The organism is Niveibacterium sp. 24ML, assembly GCF_026586805.1.
Classification (GTDB): domain Bacteria; phylum Pseudomonadota; class Gammaproteobacteria; order Burkholderiales; family Rhodocyclaceae; genus Niveibacterium.
This window is the reverse complement of sequence record NZ_JAPFHA010000008.1, coordinates 22,545-44,477: the sequence shown is the minus strand read 5'-3', so window position 1 is coordinate 44,477 and position 21,933 is coordinate 22,545. Positions and strand designations below refer to the sequence as shown.

Sequence of the window (21,933 nt, the reverse complement as noted above, 5' to 3'; positions counted from 1 at the left end):
TGCCGCTAAGGTTGCAAGTGCCTTTCCCGCTCAGCTGCGGCAATCGCCTCGGTGGCGGTTTGAACCATGCCCGCTTGCAGCGGCGCCGCGTGGCTTTCCCGTGCCGCTCGTTCGACCTGCCCTCGCAGCCATTTCAGTTCGTCCGGACTGACTGCGCCGGCAAAGCCTGGCCCGCTGATGGCGGCGAGGACGGCGACAACGCGCCGTGGATCGTCGGCGGCTTGAAGTGCCGCGAAAGCCCGTTTGTTCGCTTCCGCGATTCCGCTTGATGTGAGCTCGGTCGTCAGCTTGAGCCACTCCGCATACCCACGTGCGTTCGCAGGCGTCACGGTTCCTGAAGCATCGGCGATTGGCGGCTCAAGCTTGATCATATGCGCTGCAATGATCTGCCGCGCATCCGGGGAGATGCGTGCGATCACAATGTCAGACCCTGAAATGCTCTGAGACGTAGTAAAAACGAGTTCGTCGGGGCGGAGTTCTCCAGGAGTTGCTCCCTCGCTCAAACGAACAATGGTCTTTGCGAGGCTCACTTGCTCCTTTGCGCTATTTGCAGCGGGCATCTGGATCAGCAACTCCCTCACGGCAGCGGTACGGTCGATCCAGTTGCGTGCCTGGATTTTCAGAAGTGCCGCGGTCACCTCTTCCGTCGGCCCGATCCGACTGAAGGTCATCAGCGAACTGACTGCCACGTTCTGATCGGAACTCGCGATTCCTGCCCGAAGCGCGTCCAGAATCGCGGCGTTTCTGGCTCGGGCCATCGGCGTCTGATCGGCGCCATCCGGGCTCGGATCTATGAATGCGGCGCCAAGCGTTCTGGCCGCCGCTGCCCTCAATTCAGAACTGCCAAATGCGTTCAGCAGTTCGCCCACCAGGTCATTGGTGAGCGAACTCGGTGCCAGCATCGACAGATAATCCAGAATCCGTGCCTGTTCCTTGCCCCGCCCCTTCAGGCCTTCAAGCGCTGCATGGAATACCGCCTGTTTTTCGTGATTCCCGAACTGCCCGTTTTCAATGATCGCTTTCGCGATACGGTCCGCCTCTTCAAACCGACCGTGCAATAGCGCGTCGACAAGCCGTGCCTGCGCATCGGCGCCTTCAGACGAAATCGTCACTTCATCCCCGGGAATGCCAAAGTTGTTGGCAAGGGCCTTCGGGATCATGGACCGGAACAAAGATGAAACCGGGCCGCGAGCGGGCGCTTCCGATCTCAAGGACGGGGTTGCAATCCACCAGACCGCAAACGCGATGACGAGCAGCGCTGTCGTGACCAGCGCTCCCAACAAGACTTGTCTGCCTTGCATAACTTTCACCCTGGTTTGAGGTGTTCGAGCGAAATGCGCGGAGCCCCGGACGCCATCAGTTGAATTGCCAAGGCGGCATCCCCGTGCTCCCGACCTGCCGGACAGTACGTGCCCGACACCATCCACGGCAAGGCGTCGGCGGTCCGGATTGATCCGGAACTCAGGGGCTCGAACGCCTTGCTTGATGTAGAACAGATTTGGCCAAGCTGATGGTCGTGCGGCGCGGCACCTTTCAATCTGCAGCGCCGTACATGCTCATGCCCGGGTGCGCAATCAACCGGCTCACGCCCGCGATCAGAGGCCCCGTCTGCCCGACATGCGGCCCCAATCAACGCATGAGAGGATATCGGCCGTTGCCGGCAACGCCGGCCTGCCAGGACTGCCGCCATGCCCCAGCCACCCAGTGTTCGCAGCATCCTCACTGAACTGCTGCGCCCCTACCGTGCCCGGATCCTGATTGCCGCGATCGCGCTGGTACTCGCTGCGGGCGCCATGCTCGGGGTTGGCCAGGGTCTGCGGGCGGTGATCGACAAGGGCTTTTCGGCCGGCGATCCGGCCTGGCTGGACCGCGCGCTGGCCGCCATGTTCGGCGTCATCGCGCTGCTGGCGGCGGCAACCTGGCTGCGCTTCTACAACGTGTCGTGGCTCGGCGAGCGGGTCACCGCCGATTTGCGACGGCGCGTGTTCGACCACCTGCTCTCGCTGCCGCCCTCGTGGTTCGAGAGCGGGCGCACCGGCGACGTGATCTCGCGCCTGACCTCCGACACCACCCAGCTTGAGAACGTGATCGGCTCGAGCGTTTCGATCGCGCTGCGCAATGCGCTGCTGTTGATCGGCGGGCTCGCGATGCTGTTCACCACCAGCACCAAACTGACCCTGCTGGTGATTGCCGGGGTGCCGCTGGTGGTGGTGCCGATCGTGCTGTTCGGGCGCCGCGTGCGCGCGCTGGCGCGTGAGAGCCAGGACCGGGTGGCGGATCTGGGCAATCGTATCGACGAGACCATTCACGAGATCCGCATCGTGCAGGCTTACGGCCACGAGGGCGCCGACCGCGCCGACTTCGCCGAGCGTGTTGAACGCGGCTTCCTTACCGCGCGCCGGCGCATCACCGCGCGCTCGGCGCTGATCGTGGCGGTGATGGTGCTGGTGTTCGGGGCGATCGCGTTCATCCTGTGGATCGGAGGGCACGATGTGCTGGCCGGGCGGCTGACGGCGGGCGAGTTGTCGGCCTTCGTGTTCTACGCTGCCATGGTGGCCGGCAGCGTGGGCGCGCTGTCGGAAGTGTGGGGCGATTTGCAGCGCGCGCGCGGCGCGACCGAACGCCTGATGGAACTGCTCGCCACCGTGCCCGACATCGCGCCGCCGGCCAACCCGCAAAGCCTGCCGCCGCCGCGCGGCGAAGTGCGCTTCGAGCAGGTGAACTTCCGCTATCCCTCGCGCCCCGATACGGCAGCGCTCGATGACTTCTCGCTTGCCGTGTCGCCGGGTGAGACGGTGGCGCTGGTGGGCCCCTCGGGCGCCGGCAAGACCACCGTATTCCAGATGCTGTTGCGCTTTTACGACCCGGCCAGCGGCATCATCACGATTGACGGCGTGCCCTTGCACCAGGCCGATCCGCGGGCGGTGCGCGAACGGATCGCCCTAGTGCCGCAAGAGCCGGTGATCTTCGCGATGAGCGTGCTGGAAAACGTGCGTTACGCGCGTCCGCAGGCCACACTGGCCGAGGTGAGAGCGGCCTGCGAAGCGGCGTATGCCGACGAGTTCGTGAAGAACCTGCCGCAGGGCTACGACACCGATCTGGGCGAGCGCGGCGTCAAGCTTTCAGGCGGGCAACGCCAGCGCATCGCGATCGCCCGCGCAATCCTGGCAGACCGCCCGATCCTGCTGCTCGACGAAGCGACCTCGGCGCTGGATGCCGAAAGCGAGCGCGTGGTGCAGGCCGCGCTGGAATACCTGATGCGCGGCCGCACCACGCTGGTGATTGCGCATCGCCTTGCTACCGTGCAGGAAGCCGACCGCATCGTGGTGATGGAGCACGGCCGCATCGTTGAAGCCGGCACCCATGCGCAACTGGTCGAGGCCGACGGTCTCTACGCCCATCTGGCGCGCCTGCAGTTTGCCGGCTGAAGGGTTTAGCCAGCGGCGCTCGGCACCGTCTGCGCAGCGTTTTCAGGGCTTGAGTCCGGTGCCGTTTCGGGTTCAGCCGGGCGCGGCGCGGCCTTCACCGGCGCCGGGCGCGGCGGCGCGCTGCGCCAATCCAGCGCATAGCCCGCGCTGCCGACCGGCCCGTTCAGGCGCAGCGGCACTGTGACACCGCGCAAGCCCGTCAGTGCGCGTGGCGTGGGGCCGCGCGACTGCACGGCGATGCGCGTCAGCCAGTCGAGCGAGCCGTCGGCAAGCGAGAGGCTGCCCTCGCCGCCCAGGCGCGTCCAGGGCGTCTGGGCGAAGAACTCGCTGCAATCGGCGCGCCCGGCTGCCAGACTGCAGCGCGCGCCCAGCGCCGTGAAGGCCTGCTGTTCGGTTGGCAAGGCCGCCCGTTGTGCCGGGCTTCGATCCTTGAGCGCCGGCCGCACCGCGGTGAGCAGGTTTTCGATGCTGCCGCCGCGCCAATACGCCGGGCTGAGCGTGAAACGCGCCTCGCCACTGAGGCTGCGTGCGATGTCTGGCCAGTTCAGGCCGGCGGCTTCGATCGTCCACTGGCCACTGAGGGTGCCGCTGATCGGCCAGTTGCGGCGCAGCGCCTTCTGCATGGCAGCGAGATCGATCCCGCTGAAGCGGTTGTCCAGCGCAAGGCGGTGATCGGCACGGGTGTAGCGCACCGAACCCTCGAACTGCCCGCCAAAAGCGCTCAGGCGCGCGTTCTTCAAGCTGGCGCTGCCATTGCCGGTTTCCAGCTCGCCCGCCAGATCGCTGGCATGCAGCGCACCGAGCGAAAACTTGCCCAACTGCAGGCGGCCCGATCCGTTCAGGCGCAGCAGCGGCGCGAGCAGATCACCCGGCCCTTCCAGCGCCAGACTGGCACGCACGCGGTTGGCATCGAGCTGATCGCCGCTGAGCAGGAAACTCCACGGAATCGGACGCGCCTGTTCGTAGTCGGCCTTCATCCGCAGGGCCGACTTGCCAACGCGGGCGCCCAGATCGAGTTCAACGCGGCCCCCCAGGAGCGAGGTGTTGGCGCGGCCCGTGATGTGCGCGAGCCATTCGCCTTCCGGGCTGCCGGCCGGGCTGCTGCGCCAGCGCGCGTCGAGCGCATCAAGCTCGATCTTGGCGTGGTCGGGCCGGTAGGCGATGCGCGCGCTCAATTGCCCGCTGCTCACGCGTTTGCCGCCTTCGCTGCGGAAGGCGGCATGTAGCGGCTCGCCCGGAAAGCTTGCGGTGCGGGGTGCGATCGATGCGGTCTCAAAGCTCACATCGGTCCGCTCGGCGCCGTCGTTGACCAGCATGCGCGCCTTGATCGCCTGCAGGGCCAGTGCGTCTTCCTGGCGCGCCAGCCGCTCCGCGCTGGCGTTCAGTTGCAGCCGCCCGGTACCGATGCGCCCCTTGGCGCGCAAAGAAAGCCCCTGCAGGGCGAGCGTGCTGTGGTGGTCGCCGCGGCCGGATCGCGCCAGCAATTCGCCCTCCAGCCCGGTCGCGCCCCAGGCGTCACCCCGGAAGGCCAAACTGGCCGATTCGATGTCGTAGCCCTGGGCATCGAGCAGATAAGCAACGTCGATACTCAGCCCGCCCGACGCCGCGCCCGGCCCTTCGGTGAGGGTGGCTTCGCCGATGATGCGGCCGCGCGAGCCGGGCTGCAGCGCGCCGGTTTTCAGGTGAATCCGCTCAAAGGTGAGCGCGTGTCCGAGCGAATCGTCATGCAACCGCAGGCGGGCGCGTTCAAGCGTCAGCGCTTCGAGCTTGACCGCAAGCTGCGATTTCGACTCCATCCGCATGCCGCGCAGCACATCGTTAAGGCTCCAGTCGCCCTGCTTGCGCTCAAGTTGCAGGCTCAGGTCGTGCACCGCGAGGCTGCGCACTTCTAGCCGCCCGCGCAGTGCCGGCAGCAGGGCAATGCCTGCCTCGACCCGGCCGGCGCGCGCGGCGATGCCAGGGACTCCGCGTTCGCCCAGCGCCAGGCCATCGATCACGATCGTCGGCATCGGGCGAAAACGCAGACGCGGCGCCGATTCCATCGCCAGCGGCCGGCCGCAGCGCTCGCGCACCTCGCGAGCCAGGTCGCGCCGCACCGCGTTGCCGTCCCAGGTGGCGAGCAGGTAAAGCGCCAGGACCACGCACAGCGCACTGACGGCACCGAGCAGGAAACCGAGGATCTTGGGCAAACGCGACATTGCGGCGTGCATCGTCAGCTGGCGGCTGGCAAGTGCAGGGTCACGCTGGCGCCATCGGCGTCATGGCGATACTGCAGGCGGGCGCCGTGGGCATCGCAGATGCGGCGAACCGTAGCCAGCCCGAGCCCGCGCACCGGCGCCAGCGGCGTTGCGGCGAGCAGCACCGAAGCCTGCACGGCATCAAGCCCGCCGCCATGGTCGCGTACCGTCACCGAGTACCCGGCCTGAGCCTGCGCGGCAACAGTGATGCTGACGCGCTGGCCGGCCGGGCCATGCAGCACGGCGTTGCGCAGCAGGTGCGTGAGCGCTTGCCGCAACATGTCGAGGTCGCCCCGCACCAGGGTTTCGCCATCGGGCACCTCGACGACGATTTCAATCTGCCGGCGGCGCGCATCCTGCCAGCATTCGTCGGCCGCTTCCCAAGCAATCTGCTGCAGATCGAACAGCTCGAATCGTTCGGCCGTGGCCGCGTCGGCGCGCAGCATGCGCAGCACGCTGTCGGCGCGTGCCAGGGCAAGCCCGGCGAAGTGCGCCACGCGGGCGAAGGTTTCCGCGTTGGCGGCCAGCGTGCCATCGGCCGCACCCTCGGCGAGTGTGAGCAGCGTGCCGATCGGCGCGCGCAAGTCATGCGACATGGCGCGCAAGGCATCGTCGCGCAGGACGGCGGCGCGGGTTGCCGGGGTCAGGTCTTCAAGCACCCAGAGGGTGAGGCCCTCATCGACCAAGGGGCAGGCACGCAAAGCAAGCCGGCACCCGTGATCGGTATCGACCACGGCGGGCGCTGCGCCGCCCAGTCCGCGGATCAGCGCCTCGGGTGACTGATCGCCAAGCAGCGCCAGGGCGCGCGGCGAGGCGTAAGCGATGCTGCCGTCGGCCGCTTCGAGAATGAGCCCGGCGACAAGCGATTCCAATGCGGCCAGCGGGAGCGAGATTGTCTTGCACGGCGAGGCTTGCATCATGGACACTTCGCGGCGCACCTGCCCGCCAGCCAGGCCGAGGCATGGACCTTTGCAAAGAACGGCGACCAACCAGGAGATCGGGTCATGAGCTTTTTTTCTGAATTCAAGGAATTCGCGCTGAAGGGCAATGTTGTCGACCTTGCAGTCGGCGTGATCATTGGCGGTGCCTTCGGCAAGATCGTCGATTCGCTGGTCAAGGACGTCGTCATGCCGGTGATCGGGCGCCTGGTCGGCGGCGTCGACTTCAAGCATCTGTACATCAACCTGGGCGACAAGACCTTCGAGACGCTTGAAGCTGCCGAGAAGGCCGGTGCCCCGCTGGTGAAGTATGGCGCCTTCATCAATTCTGCCGTCGACTTCCTGATCATTGCATTCGCGATCTTCATGGCCATGAAGCTCATCAACAAGCTTAAGCGCGAACAACCCGCCGCACCGGCCGCAGCCCCGGCAACACCGGAAGACATCTTGCTGTTGCGCGAGATCCGCGATTCACTGAAGAAGTAAGCCCGCGCCTGCCAAGGCAAGATCCAGCGGCCGCCGCGCCAAGCCCGGCGGCCGTTTTCATTCCTCGGTCGCGCGTTCGAGCCGATAGCCGTAGTTGTAGGTTGGCGTCAGGCGGTAGCCGTTTTCGGGGCGCAGCGCGAGCTTGGTGCGCAGCCGCGACACATGGGTATCGATGGTGCGGGTGGCGACGTTGGGATTGCGGCCCCACACCGCTTCAAGCAGATGCCCGCGCGAGAGCAAGCGCCCGAGGTTGCGGAAGAGGAAGACCGCGAGTTCGAATTCCTTGTCGGTCAGGTCGATCTTCGTTTCGCCGAGGCTGCAGGCCTTCTGCGTGAGGTCGAAACGGTAGGGGGGCACCCGCAGTTCGCGCTCCGGCTCTTTCGGGCGTACCCGGCGCAACACGGCGCTGATGCGCGAAATCAGTTCAAGCCGCCTGACCGGCTTGACGATGTAGTCGTCAGCGCCGGCACCCAGGGCTGCGACGATGTCTTCTTCGGCATCGCGCGCGGTGACGAAGATCACCGGAGTCGGATCTTCGCGATCCACCCGCAACCAGCGCAGCACCTCAGCCCCGGTGATCTCGGGCAGCATCCAGTCGATCAGGAACAAGTCGAAGCTCTCGCGGCCGGCTACCTTCATCAGTTCGCGCGCGTGCGAGAAGGCGTGCACATCGTGTCCGGCATCCTGCAGCCAGGCAGCAAGAGTGCCGGATTGATCGCGATCATCTTCGAGCATGGCCAGACGCATGTCGGTTCCTCAAAGACCTTCGGCTACGAAGGGGTTGGTACGGCGCTCACGGCCGATGGTGGACATCGGGCCATGGCCGGGAATGAAGCTGACATCATCCCCCAAGGCCCACAGTTTGCTGCGAATTGAATTGACCAGGGTGTTGAAATCGCCGCGCGGGAAGTCGGTGCGGCCGATCGAACCGGCAAAGATGACGTCGCCGACCAGAGCGAGTTGGGTCTGGGCATGGAAGAACACCACATGACCCGGCGTGTGGCCCGGCGTGTGCAGCACCTGCAGCTGTTGCTCGCCAACCGTGACGGTATCACCGTCTTCGAGCCAGCGCGTCGGCTCGAACTGTTCAACTTGCGGAAAGCCGAACATGCGCGACTGTTGCGGCAAGGCTTCGAGCCAGAACCGCTCTTCCAGTTGCGGGCCTTCGATCGGGACAGCGGCCCGGCGCGCCAGCTCCGCGGTGCCGCCTGCATGGTCGATGTGGCCATGGGTCAGCAGGATTTTCTCAAGCGTCAGCCCCTCGGCTTCAACCGCGGCAAGCAGGCGATCAACCTCACCGCCAGGATCAACCAGGGCGGCCATGCGTGTCTGCGGACACCAGATCAGGCTGCAGTTCTGCTGGAACGGCGTTACGGGAAGAATCCGGTATTTCAAGTCGCTTGCCTCCAAACCACCCATTCTAGCGCCCGGCGCCCGTGCTGCTCATGATCCGTTTCACGCCACAGGGTTGGTCGCCCGCTCAAGTCCGCGGCCCTTCGCGCCGTTAGTCGAGGCATGTCATATCGCTCTTCACCGACCGGATGCCGTCTTCAGGACAGTCACCTTGCCTGGCCGTTCTCGATCTGCAAGTTCGGGTCGGCGCGATGACGCCCGATCGCCAGCGCAGCGGCGGACTGCCACGAAATCCTTGCGCTGAGCCACAATCGCGAAATGGCCGAACCTGAACGCCGCGCTTTCCTGATGGTCCGCCCGATGGGCATTGCCGCCAAACTCAGTTTGCTGGCAGTGTCGACCATCCTGCTGACATCCCTGGCGATTGGCGTCGCGGTGATCCGCACGCAGTCCCGGCTCTCGTATGCGGCCTTGCAGGCGCACGGCGAAGCGGTGGTTGCCATGCTGTCGGAAAGCAGCGAGTTCCCGCTCTACAGTGGCAACCAGGAGGCGCTGTCGCAACTGCTCGCCGGCCTGTCGAGCAATGATGACGTCACCTACGCGGCCTTCTACGGCACCGACGGCAAATTGCTGGTCGAGCGCCAGTTCCGCAGCCAGAAGCCGGCACGCGTGTTGCCGTCGGATTGGCCGTCGGATCGCCTCAGCAGCCGCCGATCAGGCAAGGATGTCATCGAGTTCCTCGCGGTCGTGCGCAGCCCGGAAGGCAGCTACAGCAACGCGCGTGCCGCCTCGCCCGAGAGCGCGAGCGTCGGTGTGCTCGGCTATGTGCAGCTGGGCCTGTCGAGCGAGCGCGCGCGTCGTGAAGCGCTGGCGTTCGTCAATGAAACCGCGCGTTTTGCGATTGTCGTGACGGCGCTGGCGATTGTTCTGACGACGCTGTTCACCCGTCGCCTGGTGCAACCCCTGCGAGATCTATCCCGCGCCGCACGCGAGGTTGCCGATGGCCGCCTGGGCCAGACGGTTCAGATCTCGACCACCGACGAGCTGGCCGATCTGGGGCGCGCCTTCCAGCACATGGTTGATAGCCTTGGCGCTTCACGTGCGCGGGTGATCGAGTACCAGAATCTGCTTGAAGCCCGGGTGCAGGCGCGCACGCGCGAACTTGAGTCGGCCACCGCGCAGGCGCTCGATCTGGCGCAGCGCGATACGCTGACAGGCCTGCCCAATCGCGCGCATTTCACCGAGATGCTTGAGCTGGCTTTGGCCGCCCACGCCGGCAGCGGTGAGCGCATTGCCGTGCTCTTCCTTGATCTTGACCAGTTCAAGCGGATCAACGACACGCTCGGGCATGAATCCGGCGATCAACTCCTGCAGCAGATTGCAGACAAGCTCCGCCGCGCCCTGCGCGACGGCGATCTGGTTGCACGACTCGGTGGCGACGAATTCGTGATCCTCGCGCGTGATGTACGCAATACCGAGCAGATCAGCCGCATTGCCCGCCGCGTGCTCAATGCCTTCCTCGATCCGATTGAACTGGTGGGGCACAGTCTCAAGATCGGCTGTTCCGTCGGCATCAGCATGTGCCCCGACCACGGCAACGATGCCGCGACCCTGCTCAAGAACGCCGATCTGGCGATGTACGCCAGCAAGGAAGCCGGCCGTGGCGGCTATCGCTTCTACACGCCCGATCTGAATCAGCGCGCGATGGACCGCTTGACGATCGAGAACGGCCTGCGCCGCGCGCTCGAGAATGACGACGAGTTGTTCCTCGAATTCCAGCCGCAGGTCGAGATCGCCAGCGGTCGCCTGATATCCGCCGAAGCATTGCTGCGGTGGCGCACACCCGAAGGCACGGTCATCTCGCCCGCACGCTTCATTCCGGTAGCAGAAGAAACCGGCCTGATCGTGACGATTGGCGAAAAGGTCTTGCGCAGCGCCTGCGCGACCGTCGCACGCTGGCGCGCAGCCGGCCTCAAGCCGCCTCGGGTGGCCGTCAATATTGCCGCGCCACAGTTCGAGAGCCGAGATTTCTGCGAAACGGTAGTGCGCGCGCTCAGCGATTTCGACCTGCCGGCCGCGATGATCGAACTTGAACTGACCGAGAGCGTGATCGTTCGCGACGCCGATACCGCCTTGCGCGAAATGGCGCGGCTCAAGGAGCTGGGCGTTTCCATCGCACTGGACGATTTCGGGACTGGGTATTCAAGCTTGTCCTACCTCTCGCGGATGCCGATCGATCTGGTCAAGATCGACCGCGCATTCGTGCTGCGATCGGACGAAGACCCGAACGCAAGAACCATCGTCGAATCCATCGTCGCGCTCTCGCACGCCCTGCGGCACAAGGTGGTTGCCGAAGGCGTGGAAACCAGCGCGCAGTTGAATCAGTTGCGCCGCGCCGGTTGCGACTATGTGCAGGGCTATCTGGTTGCCCGCCCGATGCCCGAGGCCGCGCTGACGGCCTGGCTGGCGAGCGAGGTCACACCGGCGGAAGTGCTGCTCGGCGAACGCGAGCACGACTACCTTTGACGCCGGTGCGTCAGGTCTGCGAGAGAAGAGGCGGGAGCCCGTGCGGGCAAAAAGGCGGGTGGGTGGTGCGACCGGCGGGATTCGAACCCACGACCCCTGGCTTCGGAGGCCAGTACTCTATCCAGCTGAGCTACGGTCGCACAGCCGGTGGATCATAGCGCATTGGCCCTTGAACGTCCATGAAAGCCTGGCCTGCAAGGCAATCCGGAGCGATCGCGGGCTGATCAGGGTCGGGGAGGCGGCCAACCGAAGTCGGCTAGAGTAGGGGCATGGATTCGTCTCGTGACGTGCGGGTCACGCGACTCATTACTGACTGATCGGACTCCGCCATGCGTGCTGACCTGATGCGTTCGTTATCAATCTGTCTGCTTGCCATTTCATTCGCGGCCACTGCGGCCGATGCACCACCCAAGCTGCCGCAAGGCGTCGGCCTCGTGCTCGGCGGCGGCGGTGCGCGCGGCCTGGCGCACCTGGGCGTGATTGCCGAACTCGAACGCTTGCGCATACCGATCTCCTGCATCGCCGGCACCAGCGCCGGCGCGCTGGTCGGCGGCTCCTACGCCAGTGGGCTTTCGGTCGAGGAAATGGAGCGCGAGGTCACCCATGCCGACTGGGACAAACTGCTGGCCGGCGTGCCAGAACGCAAGGACCGCCCTTACGTTCGCAAAAAGGACGACCGGAGCAACCTGCTGGATGTGACGCTTGGTCTCGACGCCAATGGTCTCGTGCTGCCCCGCGCGGCGGTGAGCACGCAACAGATCGAGACCTTCCTGCGCAAGCTCACGCGCGACACATCGGTGGCGGACTTCGACACCCTGCCGATTCCCTTCACCGCGCTGGCGACGGATCTTGCCAGTGGTGATGCGGTGGAATTCCGCTCCGGCGACTTGATGATCGCAATGCGCTCATCCATGGCGGTGCCGGGCGTGTTCGATCCGATCCGCGAGAACGGGCGCCTGCTGGTGGATGGCATGCTGGTGCGCAACGTACCGGTCCAGAACGTCAAGGGCCGTTGTGCCGACACGGTGATCGTGGTGGACGTCGGCACGCCGCTGACACCGATCGACGAAATCAAGACCCTGCTTGATATCAGCGCGCAGCAATCGAACATTTTCGTTCGCCGCAACGTATCCGAACAGCTCGCCAGGATGGGACCGGGCGATGTACTGATCGAGCCCAAGCTCAAGGGCTATTCGCCAGCCGACTTCGCGCTCGCACCCGAACTCATCAAGAAAGGCCGCGAAGCGGCGATTGCAAACGAGGACAAGCTCGCTGCCTTCAGCGTCAGCCCGGCCGAGTACGAGGCCTGGAAGCGCGCGCTGGCGGCACGACTGGCGGCGCAGCCCAGCACCTATGACGTGGTCAAGGTCGAGGAGACGCGCTTCGTTCCCGAATCGCATGTGCGCGGGATCGTGCAGGGCAAGCAAGCGGGCCCGATGCCGCGCGAGGCGCTGCTGGCCACCACCGAGCGCCTCTACCAGACCGGTGACTTCGATCGCGTCAGCTATGCCGTGCGCACCGAAGACGGAAAACGCATCGCCGACGTGATGCCGGTTGAGCGTGCGGTGGGGCCCAACTACCTGCGTTTCGGGCTCGATTTCAAGATCGATTCATACAACAACGCGGAACTGGGCTTGCTGGCGAACCTGCAGATGACCTGGCTGAACCGGTGGGGTGCGCAGTGGCGCAACAACCTGCAACTGGGCAACAACCAGAGCCTGGATACGGAGTTGTTCCAGCCGATTGCCCTTTCGCCATGGTTTCTCTCCGGCCGCCTCACCTATGGCCGCGACAAGTTCGGCATTTACGACGAGGATGGGCGGGAAAAAGGCGAGTTCGCAATCTACAGCAGCACGCTCGGGGCGGGCTTCGGCTATTCCTTGGGCAGCCTGGGCGAAGCACGCCTGAGCTACGAGCGATCGACGGTGCGCGGTGAGAGCATCATCGGGCCGGTTTCACCGGTGGAAGGCCAGCGGCTCAGGCTCGCCGGGGTGCACGGACAAGTGGTGATAGACCAACTCGACAATCCACGTTTTCCCCGCAACGGCTATTACCTCAAGGCCGATTTGTCGAAGGTGCGGGCTCGAAACGAAGCGGACGTCACGCGCGATGCCACGCTCGGATCATTCACCGGCGAAATCGTAGGCACGCTGCTGCGCAACACAGGCCGGCTCACGCTGGAGTACGCCGGCAACCTCACGGACGGACCACAGAGCCTGAGCCCAAGCGGGCTGGGCGGCTTCCTGAAGCTATCGGGCTACCAGGACCAGGAGTTCGTCGGTGCCCGCACGATGTTCGGCCGCCTGATGGTGTATCGGCAGTTGGCGCAATTCGTACCGCAGTTGGGAACCGGCCTGTACCTGGGCAGTTCAGCCGAGTTTGGCCGCGTCGACCGCGTTTATCTGGAGGAGCGCAGCACTGGCCTGATCTATGCCGGTTCAGCCTTCGTTGGGCTTGATACCTTGCTCGGTCCGCTCTACCTCGCCTACGGGCAGGGCGAAGGCGGCCGCAAGGCGGGCTACCTCTACCTCGGCGTGCCCTACTGAAGGCGCGCTGGCGCATCAAGCCGATGCGCCAGCGCGGCGAATACTCCCGCTATAATCAGGGGCTTGCGCGGCAGGGGGCCGCGTTCTCCAATCCAGAAAACACACCGTAGGCCATCATGTCGATCCGTTCCGCGCTACCGCTCGCACTTCTTTCGGCCACTTTGCTTGCCGGCTGCAACCAGTCGCAACCCGTCAATGAGGAAGAGACCGCAACGCTGATCCAGCCGGTCGCCAAGGTGGCCCTGGGCGCCGCCGATGCCGGCGCTGCGAAGGGGAGCCGTACCGGTGAACAAGTTGTCACGGCGGCCTGCGCCGCCTGCCACAGCTCCGGCGCGCTCAACGCGCCGAAGATCGGTGACAACGCCGCCTGGGCGCCGCGCCTTGCGCTGGGGCTCGATGGGCTGACCAAGTCCGCCATCGCCGGCAAGAACGCGATGCCCGCACGGGGTGGTAACCCTGACCTGACCGATGAGGAAATCGCCCGCGCGATTGCCTTCATGGCCAACAAGTCGGGCGCCTCGTTCAAGGAACCCGAGGTCAAGTAAGCCTTCCGCACGCTGGCAAATGGGCTGCCCAAGGGCAGCCCATTTCCATTTACCAGGCTGCTTCCGGCGGCAGATCAAACAGCAAGACTTCGCCGCCCTCGAGGCCGGCAATCTGCAGCGCCGCCTCATCGCTGATCCGTGCGCCATCCCCCGCCTGCATGGCCTCGCCGTTGAGCGTGACGCTGCCGCGCGCAACATGCAGGTAGCCCAGCCGCCCGGGCGCAAGCGCATAGGTGGCTGCCTCACCGGCATTGAAGAGCCCGGCATGGATGCTGGCATCCTGATGCACCGTGACGCTGCCATCGCGGCCATCGGGCGAGGCCACCAGGCGCAGACGGCCGCGCTTGTCACTGTCGTTGAAGCGGATCTGTTCGTAGCCAGGGTCGATGCCGCGGCGCGCAGGCAGGATCCAGATCTGCAGGAAGTGCACGCCTTCGGTCTGCGACGGGTTGAACTCGCTGTGCAGCACCCCGCGCCCGGCGCTCATCCGCTGTACATCGCCGGGCTGGATCAGCGTGCCATTGCCCAGGTTGTCGCGATGCTGCAGGGTGCCACTGAGCACATAGCTGACGATCTCCATGTCGCGATGGCCATGGGTGCCAAAGCCCATGCCGGGCGCAACGCGGTCATCGTTGATGACGCGCAGCACGCCCCAGCCCATGTGGGCCGGATCGTAGTAGTCGGCAAAAGAGAAACTGTGGTGGCTTTCAAGCCAACCGTGCTTGGTGTGTCCGCGCTCGGCGGCGGATCGGATCTGGATCATGGCGGGCCCCTGCTGCAGCGATCCATCAAGTCGGATCAACTGTTTGAACAAGGATAGGTGGGCGCGCCGCAGGCCAAAAGCGATCGTTTCTGGCGGCTTTGGTGAATCGTGTTCACTTCAGGCCAAGGAAGGTGCGAGCGGCACAAGGCTACGGTGGCAAGCTGGTTCGCCGCCGAGACTCGCCACCGTGTGGCCGCCCGCAGGATTGATTACGGCCGCAGAACGAAAGGCTTGAACGGGAAATCGTCACCCGCAATAACCCTGCTGGGTTGCGGGTCGACGCCCGATGCCGCGGGCCGCATAATCCGCCCCTTCCTGTTTGTACCGAGATGCCCGCATGTCTGACCCCGACCACCTGCCCGACTTCGATACGCTGGCATTTCGCCGCGCGCTGGGCATGTTCGCGACCGGCATTACGGTGGTGACCGCCCTGAATGCCGCGGGCAAGCCGATCGGCCTCACCGTCAATTCGTTCAACTCGGTCTCCTTGGCGCCGCCGCTGGTGGTATGGAGCCTGGCGCGCCACCTGCCCCTGCTGGCGGCTTTCGAACAGTGTGAGCGCTATGCGATCAACGTGCTCGCGTCACATCAGATGCCGCTTTCACGCCGCTTTGCCAGCCGCGCCGATGACAAGTTCGACGACTTGGACGTTAACACCGGCATCGGGGGCGTGCCCCTGCTGCCCGGTTGCCTTGCCTGGTTTGAATGCCGCAACGCAATCCGCCACGATGGGGGTGACCACCTGATTTTCCTGGGGCAGGTCGAACGTTTCGCACAGGGCGACGGGGAGCCGCTGATCTATCACGGCGGCCGCTACCGCTATCTGTCGGTGGAGTGAAGCCAGCTCGCCGTGCCGCGGGCTGAGAGGGTGTGCCTTCAGCGCGAGCGGCCGGTGCCCATCGTCCAGTAGGTCGAGTAATCACTGCCTTGGCCACCGGGGGCACAGGCCAGCCCAAGCTCGTTCGCCGACGCATTCATGATGTTGGCGCAGTGCCCGGGGCTCGCCATCCAGCCCGCCAGCACACCACTCACGCTTGACTGACCCGCTGCGATGTTCTCGCCGACGCCGCTTCCGGTATAGCCGGCAGCCGCCATCCGCTGCCAGGGGCTGGTGCCGTCCAGGCTGTTGTGTGAAAAGTAGTTGCGTGCCGCCATGTCGGCCGAATGCGCCTGCGCGGCCGCATTCAACGCAGCGTTCCAGCTGAGCGCCGGTGCCGCCGGATACTTGGTCGTTCCGCATACGGCGCCCGCCGCACGGTAGGCGTTCACGGCAGCCAAGGCGCTGCTGACGAAGGCGGGGTCCCCGCAAGTGGCCTGCTCAACCGGCGGTGTCGGCGTGGGCGTGGGCGTCGGTGCAGGAGTGGGCGTTGGCGCCGGGCCAGGGGTCACGGCGCCGCCGTTGCCATTGCCGCCGCTTGGCAGGTCCGGCGCCGGGGCCTCGCCACTGCCACCGCAGGCCGCCAGCATCAACGCGCTAGCAGCCAGGGCGAGCAGGGTCGGCGCCGGGGGTGAGTAGCGTGCGGGTGCGGGGCGGCGGGGGAATTGCAGTTTCATCTGGATCACTCGTGTCTGGCTTGAAAGGGCGCGCACCGGGCGGGGCACGGCTGCGCCCGCATGATATTTGCATCGTGCATGACAAGGCGGGCCACCCGTCATGCCCAGCTTGCCCTTCGTCACTGCCTGCACAAGTCCGCAAGACTGGACAGCCCGGGCAGCGCGCCCCGTCCCTCGAGTCGGCCGCGCGAGGTGGTCGGCATCCTCTTCGTCGATGAGCCTGCCTAAGCCGTGGGCAATCGACGACATACGCACACGCGTCGACAAGCTGGGGGTGATGGCCTGGCAACCCGGCAACGAAGGGGCTGGCCAGCACGCAAGGGCGAGCCAGCCGCCGGCTTAGTCGCCCCCGAAGAGGCGCTTAAGACCTTCGCCGATACCACTGGTGGCACCGCCAACCCCGCCGACCACACCTTGCAGGCTGATGCCCAGCCCTTTGGCCAGCGATGCGGCAAGCCGGGTACTCATTACCTCATTGAGCGAGAACTTGGGATCGTCGAGATTGCCTTGCAGGGTGAAATCCACCTGGATGCGGCCGTCCTTGCCCTTGAGCGACTCCACAACCAGGCCGCGCGGCATGCCCATGAAGCTGCCGCTGCGTTCGTTCAGTTCAAGCTCGCTCAAGGTCAGCTGGCCAGGCGCATTCAGGCGCCGTTTGCTGACTTTGGCATGCAGGTTCAGATCGAGCCTGCCACGCCGCACGCTGGTATCGACGCTCTTGATCAGGTAAGGCTCGAAGGTGTGCAGATCAACGCTGGCAAGGTTCAGGCGCAGATCCATGTCACGGTTGAGCAGGGTGATGGTGCCATCCAGATTCAGCCGGCCCTGGCCTTGCTTGCCTTCCACCGTGCCGGCCAGTGTCAGGCTGCTCTGCGCGTCGAGCGTGGGCAAGCTCAGGGACGTGAATTGGCCGTCGAGATCGCGCAATGCGATGCAGTGGGGCGTGCGTGCGACGCTGCCATCGCAATAGTCGATCGCCCCGTTGATCAGGGTGATCGCCGCAATCGTCAGCTTGCGCGCAGGCTCGGTCGGTAGCTCGGGGGCGGCCTCGCTATCGGCCGCCGGCGACTGGGGGCCGGGCTGCGGCGTATCCGGCTTGGCGGTGTCCGCCTCTAGCACCGCCGGCAGAATGCGCAGCTGGCCCTTGCGGGTGCGCAGCATCGAGAGGTAGGCCTCTTCAAGCACCACTTCGCGGATCAGTACATCGCGTGAAAACAGGCTCAGCAGCGCGGGCTTAACCCGCACGCTGGCCGCGCGCAGTTCCTCCTTCACCGGCCAGGCCGGCGTTGCGCTGACCACGACATCGCGCAGCACCAGGGCGTTCCAGCCCAGTTCGATCGCGCCCACCCGGCTACGTTCACCGAGGACCGATTCCAGCTCGACCGTGAGGCGCTTGAGCGCAATGTGATAGGCCAGTGGCAAGAGCACCAGCAGGGCGGCCAGCACGGCAAGCGTGCCGACGACAAGGCGGCGGCGGAGCAAGGGGAGCATACGATACAAGCGAAAAAAGCCAGGTGATCACGGCAGAAGCGCGGATTCTACGCGCCCGATCGGGTACGGGGACGGCCCGCAGCATGGCCCGCCGGTCAACTCATTGGCGCGGTCAGCCATGGAGCGCGGCACGGCATCCCGACACAATGGAACCGTCATCGCGCCCATGGGGAGTGGGCCATGACGCGGTTCGTGTGCCGCAGCCCTTTGCCCCGCAAGGCCGGATGCGGTCTTGCGGGGCACATTTTTGCGCGGTTTCTATCCGTTTGTTCGCCTGCATTCAGCGCCGGAGGTGATGTGCGGCGCCGGTTTTCCGGGACAAGCGAGTGCCCCGCGCGGACATGGTTCCGGCGCGCCAAGCCCCGCAGAATCGAGTCGTACCCTGGATCCGCGCAAGCCGCTTGAGGGCGCGTCTCCACTAGTGCCTGTTAGCCCCGCCGTGCGATGCACCGCGGGGTTTTTCTTTGGCTCGCCCGCGCAGGCGTCTCGCGTTAAGCTCTCGGGCCCGCGGGCGAGCCCGCCCAAACCTGATTCCGGAGTTGCTGCACTGATGGCCCTGTCCCCCGTTGTCGCCAAGTACCTGCCCGCCAAGCTGCGCGCGTTCTGCGTCGGCCTGCGCTACCCGCACCTGTTCCTGATCTCGATCCCGACCTTCATCGTTGCGCTCGTTTCCTTCGAGCGCATCCCTTACGGCGAAGAGGTCGTGATCGGCCTGGCGCTGATGCTATTCATCAGTTCAAAGCTGCGCGACTAAGGCCGGGCCGGACGAGTGCGCATGGGCTCATCCTGATAGCGGCGGCGGCCTCGCCCCCACGCGGGGCCCTTGCGCAAACCGGGTCGAGGCTCAGCCGCGTGCGCGCAGCGTCAGGCCACCGATCGCCGCCGCAAACCAGGGCAGGAAGAGGCAAAGCACCAGCTCCAGCGTATCGCCGGAAAGCGGGTGGCGGTTGTCGGTGAAGCCCAGAGCCACGGCCGTTGACAGCACTGCAGAGGGATACAGCGCGGCACAGGCGCGACCATGGCGCGGCTCCAGCACGATCGCGAGGCGATACAGGAGCCCGAGGGTCAGGATCGCGTAGAGCATCAGCATCGGCACCCCCACGGCAGCGAATGCATGCATCGTCTCGATCGGGCGGCATTCGCTGAACCAGCACGCAGCCTCGGAAAGGAACAGCGTTCCGCTCGCCGCAATGAGCAGAACCAGCAGATAACGCGTGACAGGCATGAGGAATGCGTGGGCAAAGCGAGCGAAACCGCAAGTCTAATCAGCCGCGATCGGCGGGGCGGCAAAAGCAGCAGCGGATTTGCTGCAACGCAAGGTCTGCCGGCATGCCCCACAAAGGACAAGGGCGACGCGGTCACCCGCGTCGCCCCCACGCCTGCAATCCGGCGGCTTACTTCAAACGCACCGGGATGAACAGGCGCTGGTTGCCGCGCAGTACCAGCAGCGCGAAGCGGTCGCCCGAGGCGTCAAGCAAGGCGGTCATCTCGGCCATCGTCGTGACGCGGCGGTTGTTGACCGCGATGATCACGTCGCCCTGACGCACGCCTGCCTTGGCGGCCGGGCCGGTGACATCCTCAACCAGCAGGCCGCCCGGCACGCCGGCACGGCTGGCTTCGCGGGCGTCGAGCTGGCGCAGCGCCAGGCCCACCTTGCCGCTGGGCTTGTCACCCCCCTTGCCGGCCACCGGCTTGGCGCCCTCGCCCGGCATTTCGGCCAGGGTTGCGGTGACTTCGCGTGAAGCCTTGTTGCGCCACAGCTGCAGCCTGACCTTGTCGCCCGGCTTCTCGTCGCCGATCAGGCGCGGCAGATCACCCGATTCCTTCACTTCCTTGCCGTTGACCGCAAGGATCACGTCACCCGGCTCAACACCGGCCTTGGCGGCCGGGCCATCGTTCTCGACCTGGGAGACCAGCGCGCCCTTGGCCTTGTCCAGCCCGAAGGTCTGCGCGAGATCGTCGTCCATGCCCTGGATCACCACGCCGAGGCGGCCACGCTGCACCTTGCCGTACTTCTGCAACTGATCGCGCACCTTCATCGCGGTATCGATCGGGATCGCGAACGAGATGCCCATGAAGCCGCCCGAGCGTGAGTAGATCTGCGAGTTGATGCCGATCACTTCGCCGTTCAGGTTGAACAGCGGGCCGCCTGAATTGCCCGGGTTGATCGCCACATCGGTCTGGATGAAGGGCACGAAGGTTTCGTCCGGCAGGCGGCGCGCCTTGGCCGAGATGATGCCGGCCGTCACGGTGTTATCGAAGCCGAAGGGCGAACCCACCGCCACCACCCACTCGCCCACCTTAGCGCGCTCGGCGTCGCCGATCTTCACCGTCGGCAGGCCCTTGGCGTCGATCTTCAGCAGCGCCACGTCGGTGCGCTTGTCCGAGCCGATCACCTTGGCCTTGAACTCGCGTTTGTCGGTCAGGCGCACCGTCACTTCGGTGGCGCCATCGACCACATGCGCGTTGGTGAGGACATGGCCTTCGGCGCTGACGATGAAGCCGGAGCCCACGCCCTGCTGAACGCGCGGCTGGCCGCCCTGGCCACCGGGGAGCCCCGGGCCGGGGATGCCGAAGCGGCGCAGGAAGTCGTAGAAGGGGTCGTCGGCGAACGGATTCTCACCGGCGGTTTCGCCGCCACTGCCGCGCACGCTGGACACCGAAATATTCACGACCGCCGGCCCGACCTGTTCAACCAGGGTCGAGAAGTCGGGCAGCCCGGCGCGCATGGTGGGCGTAGCGGCGGTAGCAGTCGCCGCGGCCGAAGCAAGCGGCGCAGCGGCAGCCGGGGCGGCGTTGGCTTGCGAAGCAGACAGCCCACTCCCTTCCTGCAGGCAGCCGGCAAACGCCACCGCAGCCACACTGGCAAGCGCGAGCGAACGGGGTAGCGTCATTTTCATCTGGAAATCTCCATATTCGATTGGAAGTGGCGATTATCGACGGGCATGAAAGCGCTGAGTCCATGCGCCTTACATGGAATTACAAACTGGGGATCTCTGTTTCAATTTTCAAGCGGCGCAAGCGTCGGCGCTACAATTGCAGCCCCCGTTCACAGGCTTCGGAGCTGCTACCCGTGACGCTAACCGATTTGCGCTACATCGTCTCGCTGGCGCGCGAGCGCCACTTCGGGCGTGCGGCAGAGAAGTGCCATGTCAGCCAGCCGACGCTGTCGGTGGCCGTCAAGAAGCTCGAAGACCAGCTGGGCGTGATCCTGTTCGAGCGCAGCGCTGCCGACGTCAAGCTCACCGAGATCGGCGCCAAGATCGTTGCGCAGGCCGAGCGGGTGCTGCTCGAAGCGCAGCAGGTGCGGGAGATTGCCGAATCGGGCAAGGATCCGCTTGCCGGCCCGCTGCGTCTGGGGGTGATCTACACGATTGCGCCCTACCTGCTGCCACGCCTGATCCCGCTGCTGCGTGAGCGGGCGCCGAAGGTGCCGCTGCTGATCCAGGAGAACTACACCGCCAAACTGGCCGATGCGCTCAAGCGCGGCGAGCTCGATGTGATCGTGATTGCGCTGCCCTTTGTCGAAACAGGCATCGTTGCGCAGGCGGTGTACGAAGAGCCCTTCCGCGTCGTGATGCCGCCCGAGCACCCCTGGGCCGCCTTGCCCGAGCTACCCGCCGCCAAATTGATGGAAGAACCGCTGCTGCTGCTGGGCGCCGGAAACTGCTTCCGCGATCAGGTGCTGGAGGCCTGCCCGCGCTGCGCCAACCCGGCCGGCGGCAGCAGCCTGCAGAAGACGCTCGAAGGCAGTTCGCTCGAAACCATCCGCCACATGGTCGCCACCGGGGTCGGCGTCACCGTGCTGCCCAGTGCGGCGGCCGATGGGCTGAGCCCGGCACAGGGGCAGGTTGAGGTGCGCCCCTTCGCCGCACCGCAACCCTCACGCACCGTGGCGCTAGCCTGGCGTGTGACCTACCCGCGCAATGGCGTCATCGACGTGCTGCGCCGCGCGATGCTCGACACCGCTTTGCCGGGCACGCGCCCGATCCGCTGAAGCCAGAAGCACGTCCAACCCACCAAAGAAAACGGCCCCCGCCAGCCAATGCTGTGGGGGCCGTTGCGC

Annotated in this window: 18 protein-coding genes and 1 tRNA gene; 8 read left to right on the top strand and 11 right to left on the bottom strand. The window is 65.7% G+C overall.

From position 1 onward, the window contains the following. Positions 1-5: 5 nt before the first annotated feature. Entirely contained in the window at positions 6-1,280 is a 1,275-nt protein-coding gene (locus OPU71_RS08890; RefSeq protein WP_267727472.1) for a hypothetical protein, read from the bottom strand. A gap of 408 nt (positions 1,281-1,688) precedes the next feature. On the opposite strand from OPU71_RS08890, the gene OPU71_RS08885 reads away from it, so the two are divergent. Continuing rightward, positions 1,689-3,428 carry an ABC transporter transmembrane domain-containing protein gene (locus OPU71_RS08885; RefSeq protein WP_267727470.1) on the top strand — a complete coding sequence of 580 codons (1,740 nt, stop codon included), beginning with the start codon at positions 1,689-1,691 and terminating at the stop codon, positions 3,426-3,428. A 5-nt stretch (positions 3,429-3,433) separates the two neighbouring features. On the opposite strand, the gene OPU71_RS08880 is transcribed toward OPU71_RS08885, so the two are convergent. Together OPU71_RS08880 and OPU71_RS08875 are read right to left on the bottom strand one after the other, a co-directional pair. Further along, positions 3,434-5,626: an AsmA family protein gene (locus OPU71_RS08880; RefSeq protein WP_267727468.1), complete on the bottom strand. Its 2,193-nt coding sequence runs from the start codon at positions 5,624-5,626 to the stop codon at positions 3,434-3,436. Positions 5,627-5,640: 14 nt separating this feature from the next. Further along, entirely contained in the window at positions 5,641-6,585 is a 945-nt protein-coding gene (locus tag OPU71_RS08875; protein WP_267727466.1) for a sensor histidine kinase, read from the bottom strand. A gap of 84 nt (positions 6,586-6,669) precedes the next feature. Between OPU71_RS08875 and mscL the strand changes: the two genes are divergently transcribed. After that, positions 6,670-7,089, top strand: coding sequence for a large conductance mechanosensitive channel protein MscL (gene mscL / locus OPU71_RS08870; RefSeq protein ID WP_267727463.1), 420 nt, complete (start codon positions 6,670-6,672; stop codon positions 7,087-7,089). A gap of 57 nt (positions 7,090-7,146) precedes the next feature. Here the strand turns inward: mscL and OPU71_RS08865 are convergent, their stop codons facing one another. Then, positions 7,147-7,836, bottom strand: a complete 690-nt coding sequence (locus OPU71_RS08865; protein WP_267727461.1) for a response regulator transcription factor — start codon at positions 7,834-7,836, stop codon at positions 7,147-7,149. Positions 7,837-7,845: 9 nt separating this feature from the next. After that, positions 7,846-8,484: an MBL fold metallo-hydrolase gene (locus OPU71_RS08860; protein ID WP_267727459.1), complete on the bottom strand. Its 639-nt coding sequence runs from the start codon at positions 8,482-8,484 to the stop codon at positions 7,846-7,848. Positions 8,485-8,760: 276 nt separating this feature from the next. Here OPU71_RS08860 and OPU71_RS08855 point away from each other — a divergent pair, with 276 nt between their 5' ends. Further along, entirely contained in the window at positions 8,761-10,968 is a 2,208-nt protein-coding gene (locus OPU71_RS08855) for a putative bifunctional diguanylate cyclase/phosphodiesterase (RefSeq protein ID WP_267727457.1), read from the top strand. Between the two features lie 63 nt (positions 10,969-11,031). Here OPU71_RS08855 and OPU71_RS08850 read toward each other — a convergent pair. Next, positions 11,032-11,108: transfer RNA gene (locus OPU71_RS08850), tRNA-Arg, on the bottom strand. Positions 11,109-11,297: 189 nt separating this feature from the next. On the opposite strand from OPU71_RS08850, the gene OPU71_RS08845 reads away from it, so the two are divergent. Together OPU71_RS08845 and OPU71_RS08840 are read left to right on the top strand one after the other, a co-directional pair. Continuing rightward, positions 11,298-13,514 carry a patatin-like phospholipase family protein gene (locus OPU71_RS08845; RefSeq protein ID WP_267727455.1) on the top strand — a complete coding sequence of 739 codons (2,217 nt, stop codon included), beginning with the start codon at positions 11,298-11,300 and terminating at the stop codon, positions 13,512-13,514. Positions 13,515-13,630: 116 nt separating this feature from the next. After that, entirely contained in the window at positions 13,631-14,059 is a 429-nt protein-coding gene (locus OPU71_RS08840) for a c-type cytochrome (protein WP_267727452.1), read from the top strand. Positions 14,060-14,108: 49 nt separating this feature from the next. Here the strand turns inward: OPU71_RS08840 and OPU71_RS08835 are convergent, their stop codons facing one another. Continuing rightward, positions 14,109-14,822, bottom strand: a complete 714-nt coding sequence (locus tag OPU71_RS08835) for a pirin family protein (RefSeq protein ID WP_267727450.1) — start codon at positions 14,820-14,822, stop codon at positions 14,109-14,111. A gap of 337 nt (positions 14,823-15,159) precedes the next feature. Here OPU71_RS08835 and OPU71_RS08830 point away from each other — a divergent pair, with 337 nt between their 5' ends. Further along, on the top strand, positions 15,160-15,660 hold the full coding sequence (locus OPU71_RS08830) for a flavin reductase family protein (protein WP_267727448.1): 501 nt from the start codon (positions 15,160-15,162) through the stop codon (positions 15,658-15,660). Positions 15,661-15,698: 38 nt separating this feature from the next. Here OPU71_RS08830 and OPU71_RS08825 read toward each other — a convergent pair whose 3' ends face one another. Further along, positions 15,699-16,376, bottom strand: coding sequence for a CAP domain-containing protein (locus tag OPU71_RS08825; protein WP_267727446.1), 678 nt, complete (start codon positions 16,374-16,376; stop codon positions 15,699-15,701). Between the two features lie 339 nt (positions 16,377-16,715). Further along, positions 16,716-17,867, bottom strand: coding sequence for a DUF748 domain-containing protein (locus OPU71_RS08820; protein ID WP_267727444.1), 1,152 nt, complete (start codon positions 17,865-17,867; stop codon positions 16,716-16,718). Positions 17,868-18,417: 550 nt separating this feature from the next. Between OPU71_RS08820 and OPU71_RS08815 the strand changes: the two genes are divergently transcribed. Beyond that, entirely contained in the window at positions 18,418-18,621 is a 204-nt protein-coding gene (locus tag OPU71_RS08815) for a hypothetical protein (RefSeq protein WP_267727443.1), read from the top strand. A 90-nt stretch (positions 18,622-18,711) separates the two neighbouring features. On the opposite strand, the gene OPU71_RS08810 is transcribed toward OPU71_RS08815, so the two are convergent. Then, positions 18,712-19,092: a hypothetical protein gene (locus OPU71_RS08810; protein ID WP_267727441.1), complete on the bottom strand. Its 381-nt coding sequence runs from the start codon at positions 19,090-19,092 to the stop codon at positions 18,712-18,714. Between the two features lie 169 nt (positions 19,093-19,261). Next, positions 19,262-20,767, bottom strand: coding sequence for a DegQ family serine endoprotease (locus OPU71_RS08805; RefSeq protein ID WP_267727439.1), 1,506 nt, complete (start codon positions 20,765-20,767; stop codon positions 19,262-19,264). 173 nt (positions 20,768-20,940) lie between these two features. Between OPU71_RS08805 and OPU71_RS08800 the strand changes: the two genes are divergently transcribed. Beyond that, entirely contained in the window at positions 20,941-21,864 is a 924-nt protein-coding gene (locus tag OPU71_RS08800; protein ID WP_267727437.1) for a hydrogen peroxide-inducible genes activator, read from the top strand. Positions 21,865-21,933 lie beyond the last annotated feature (69 nt).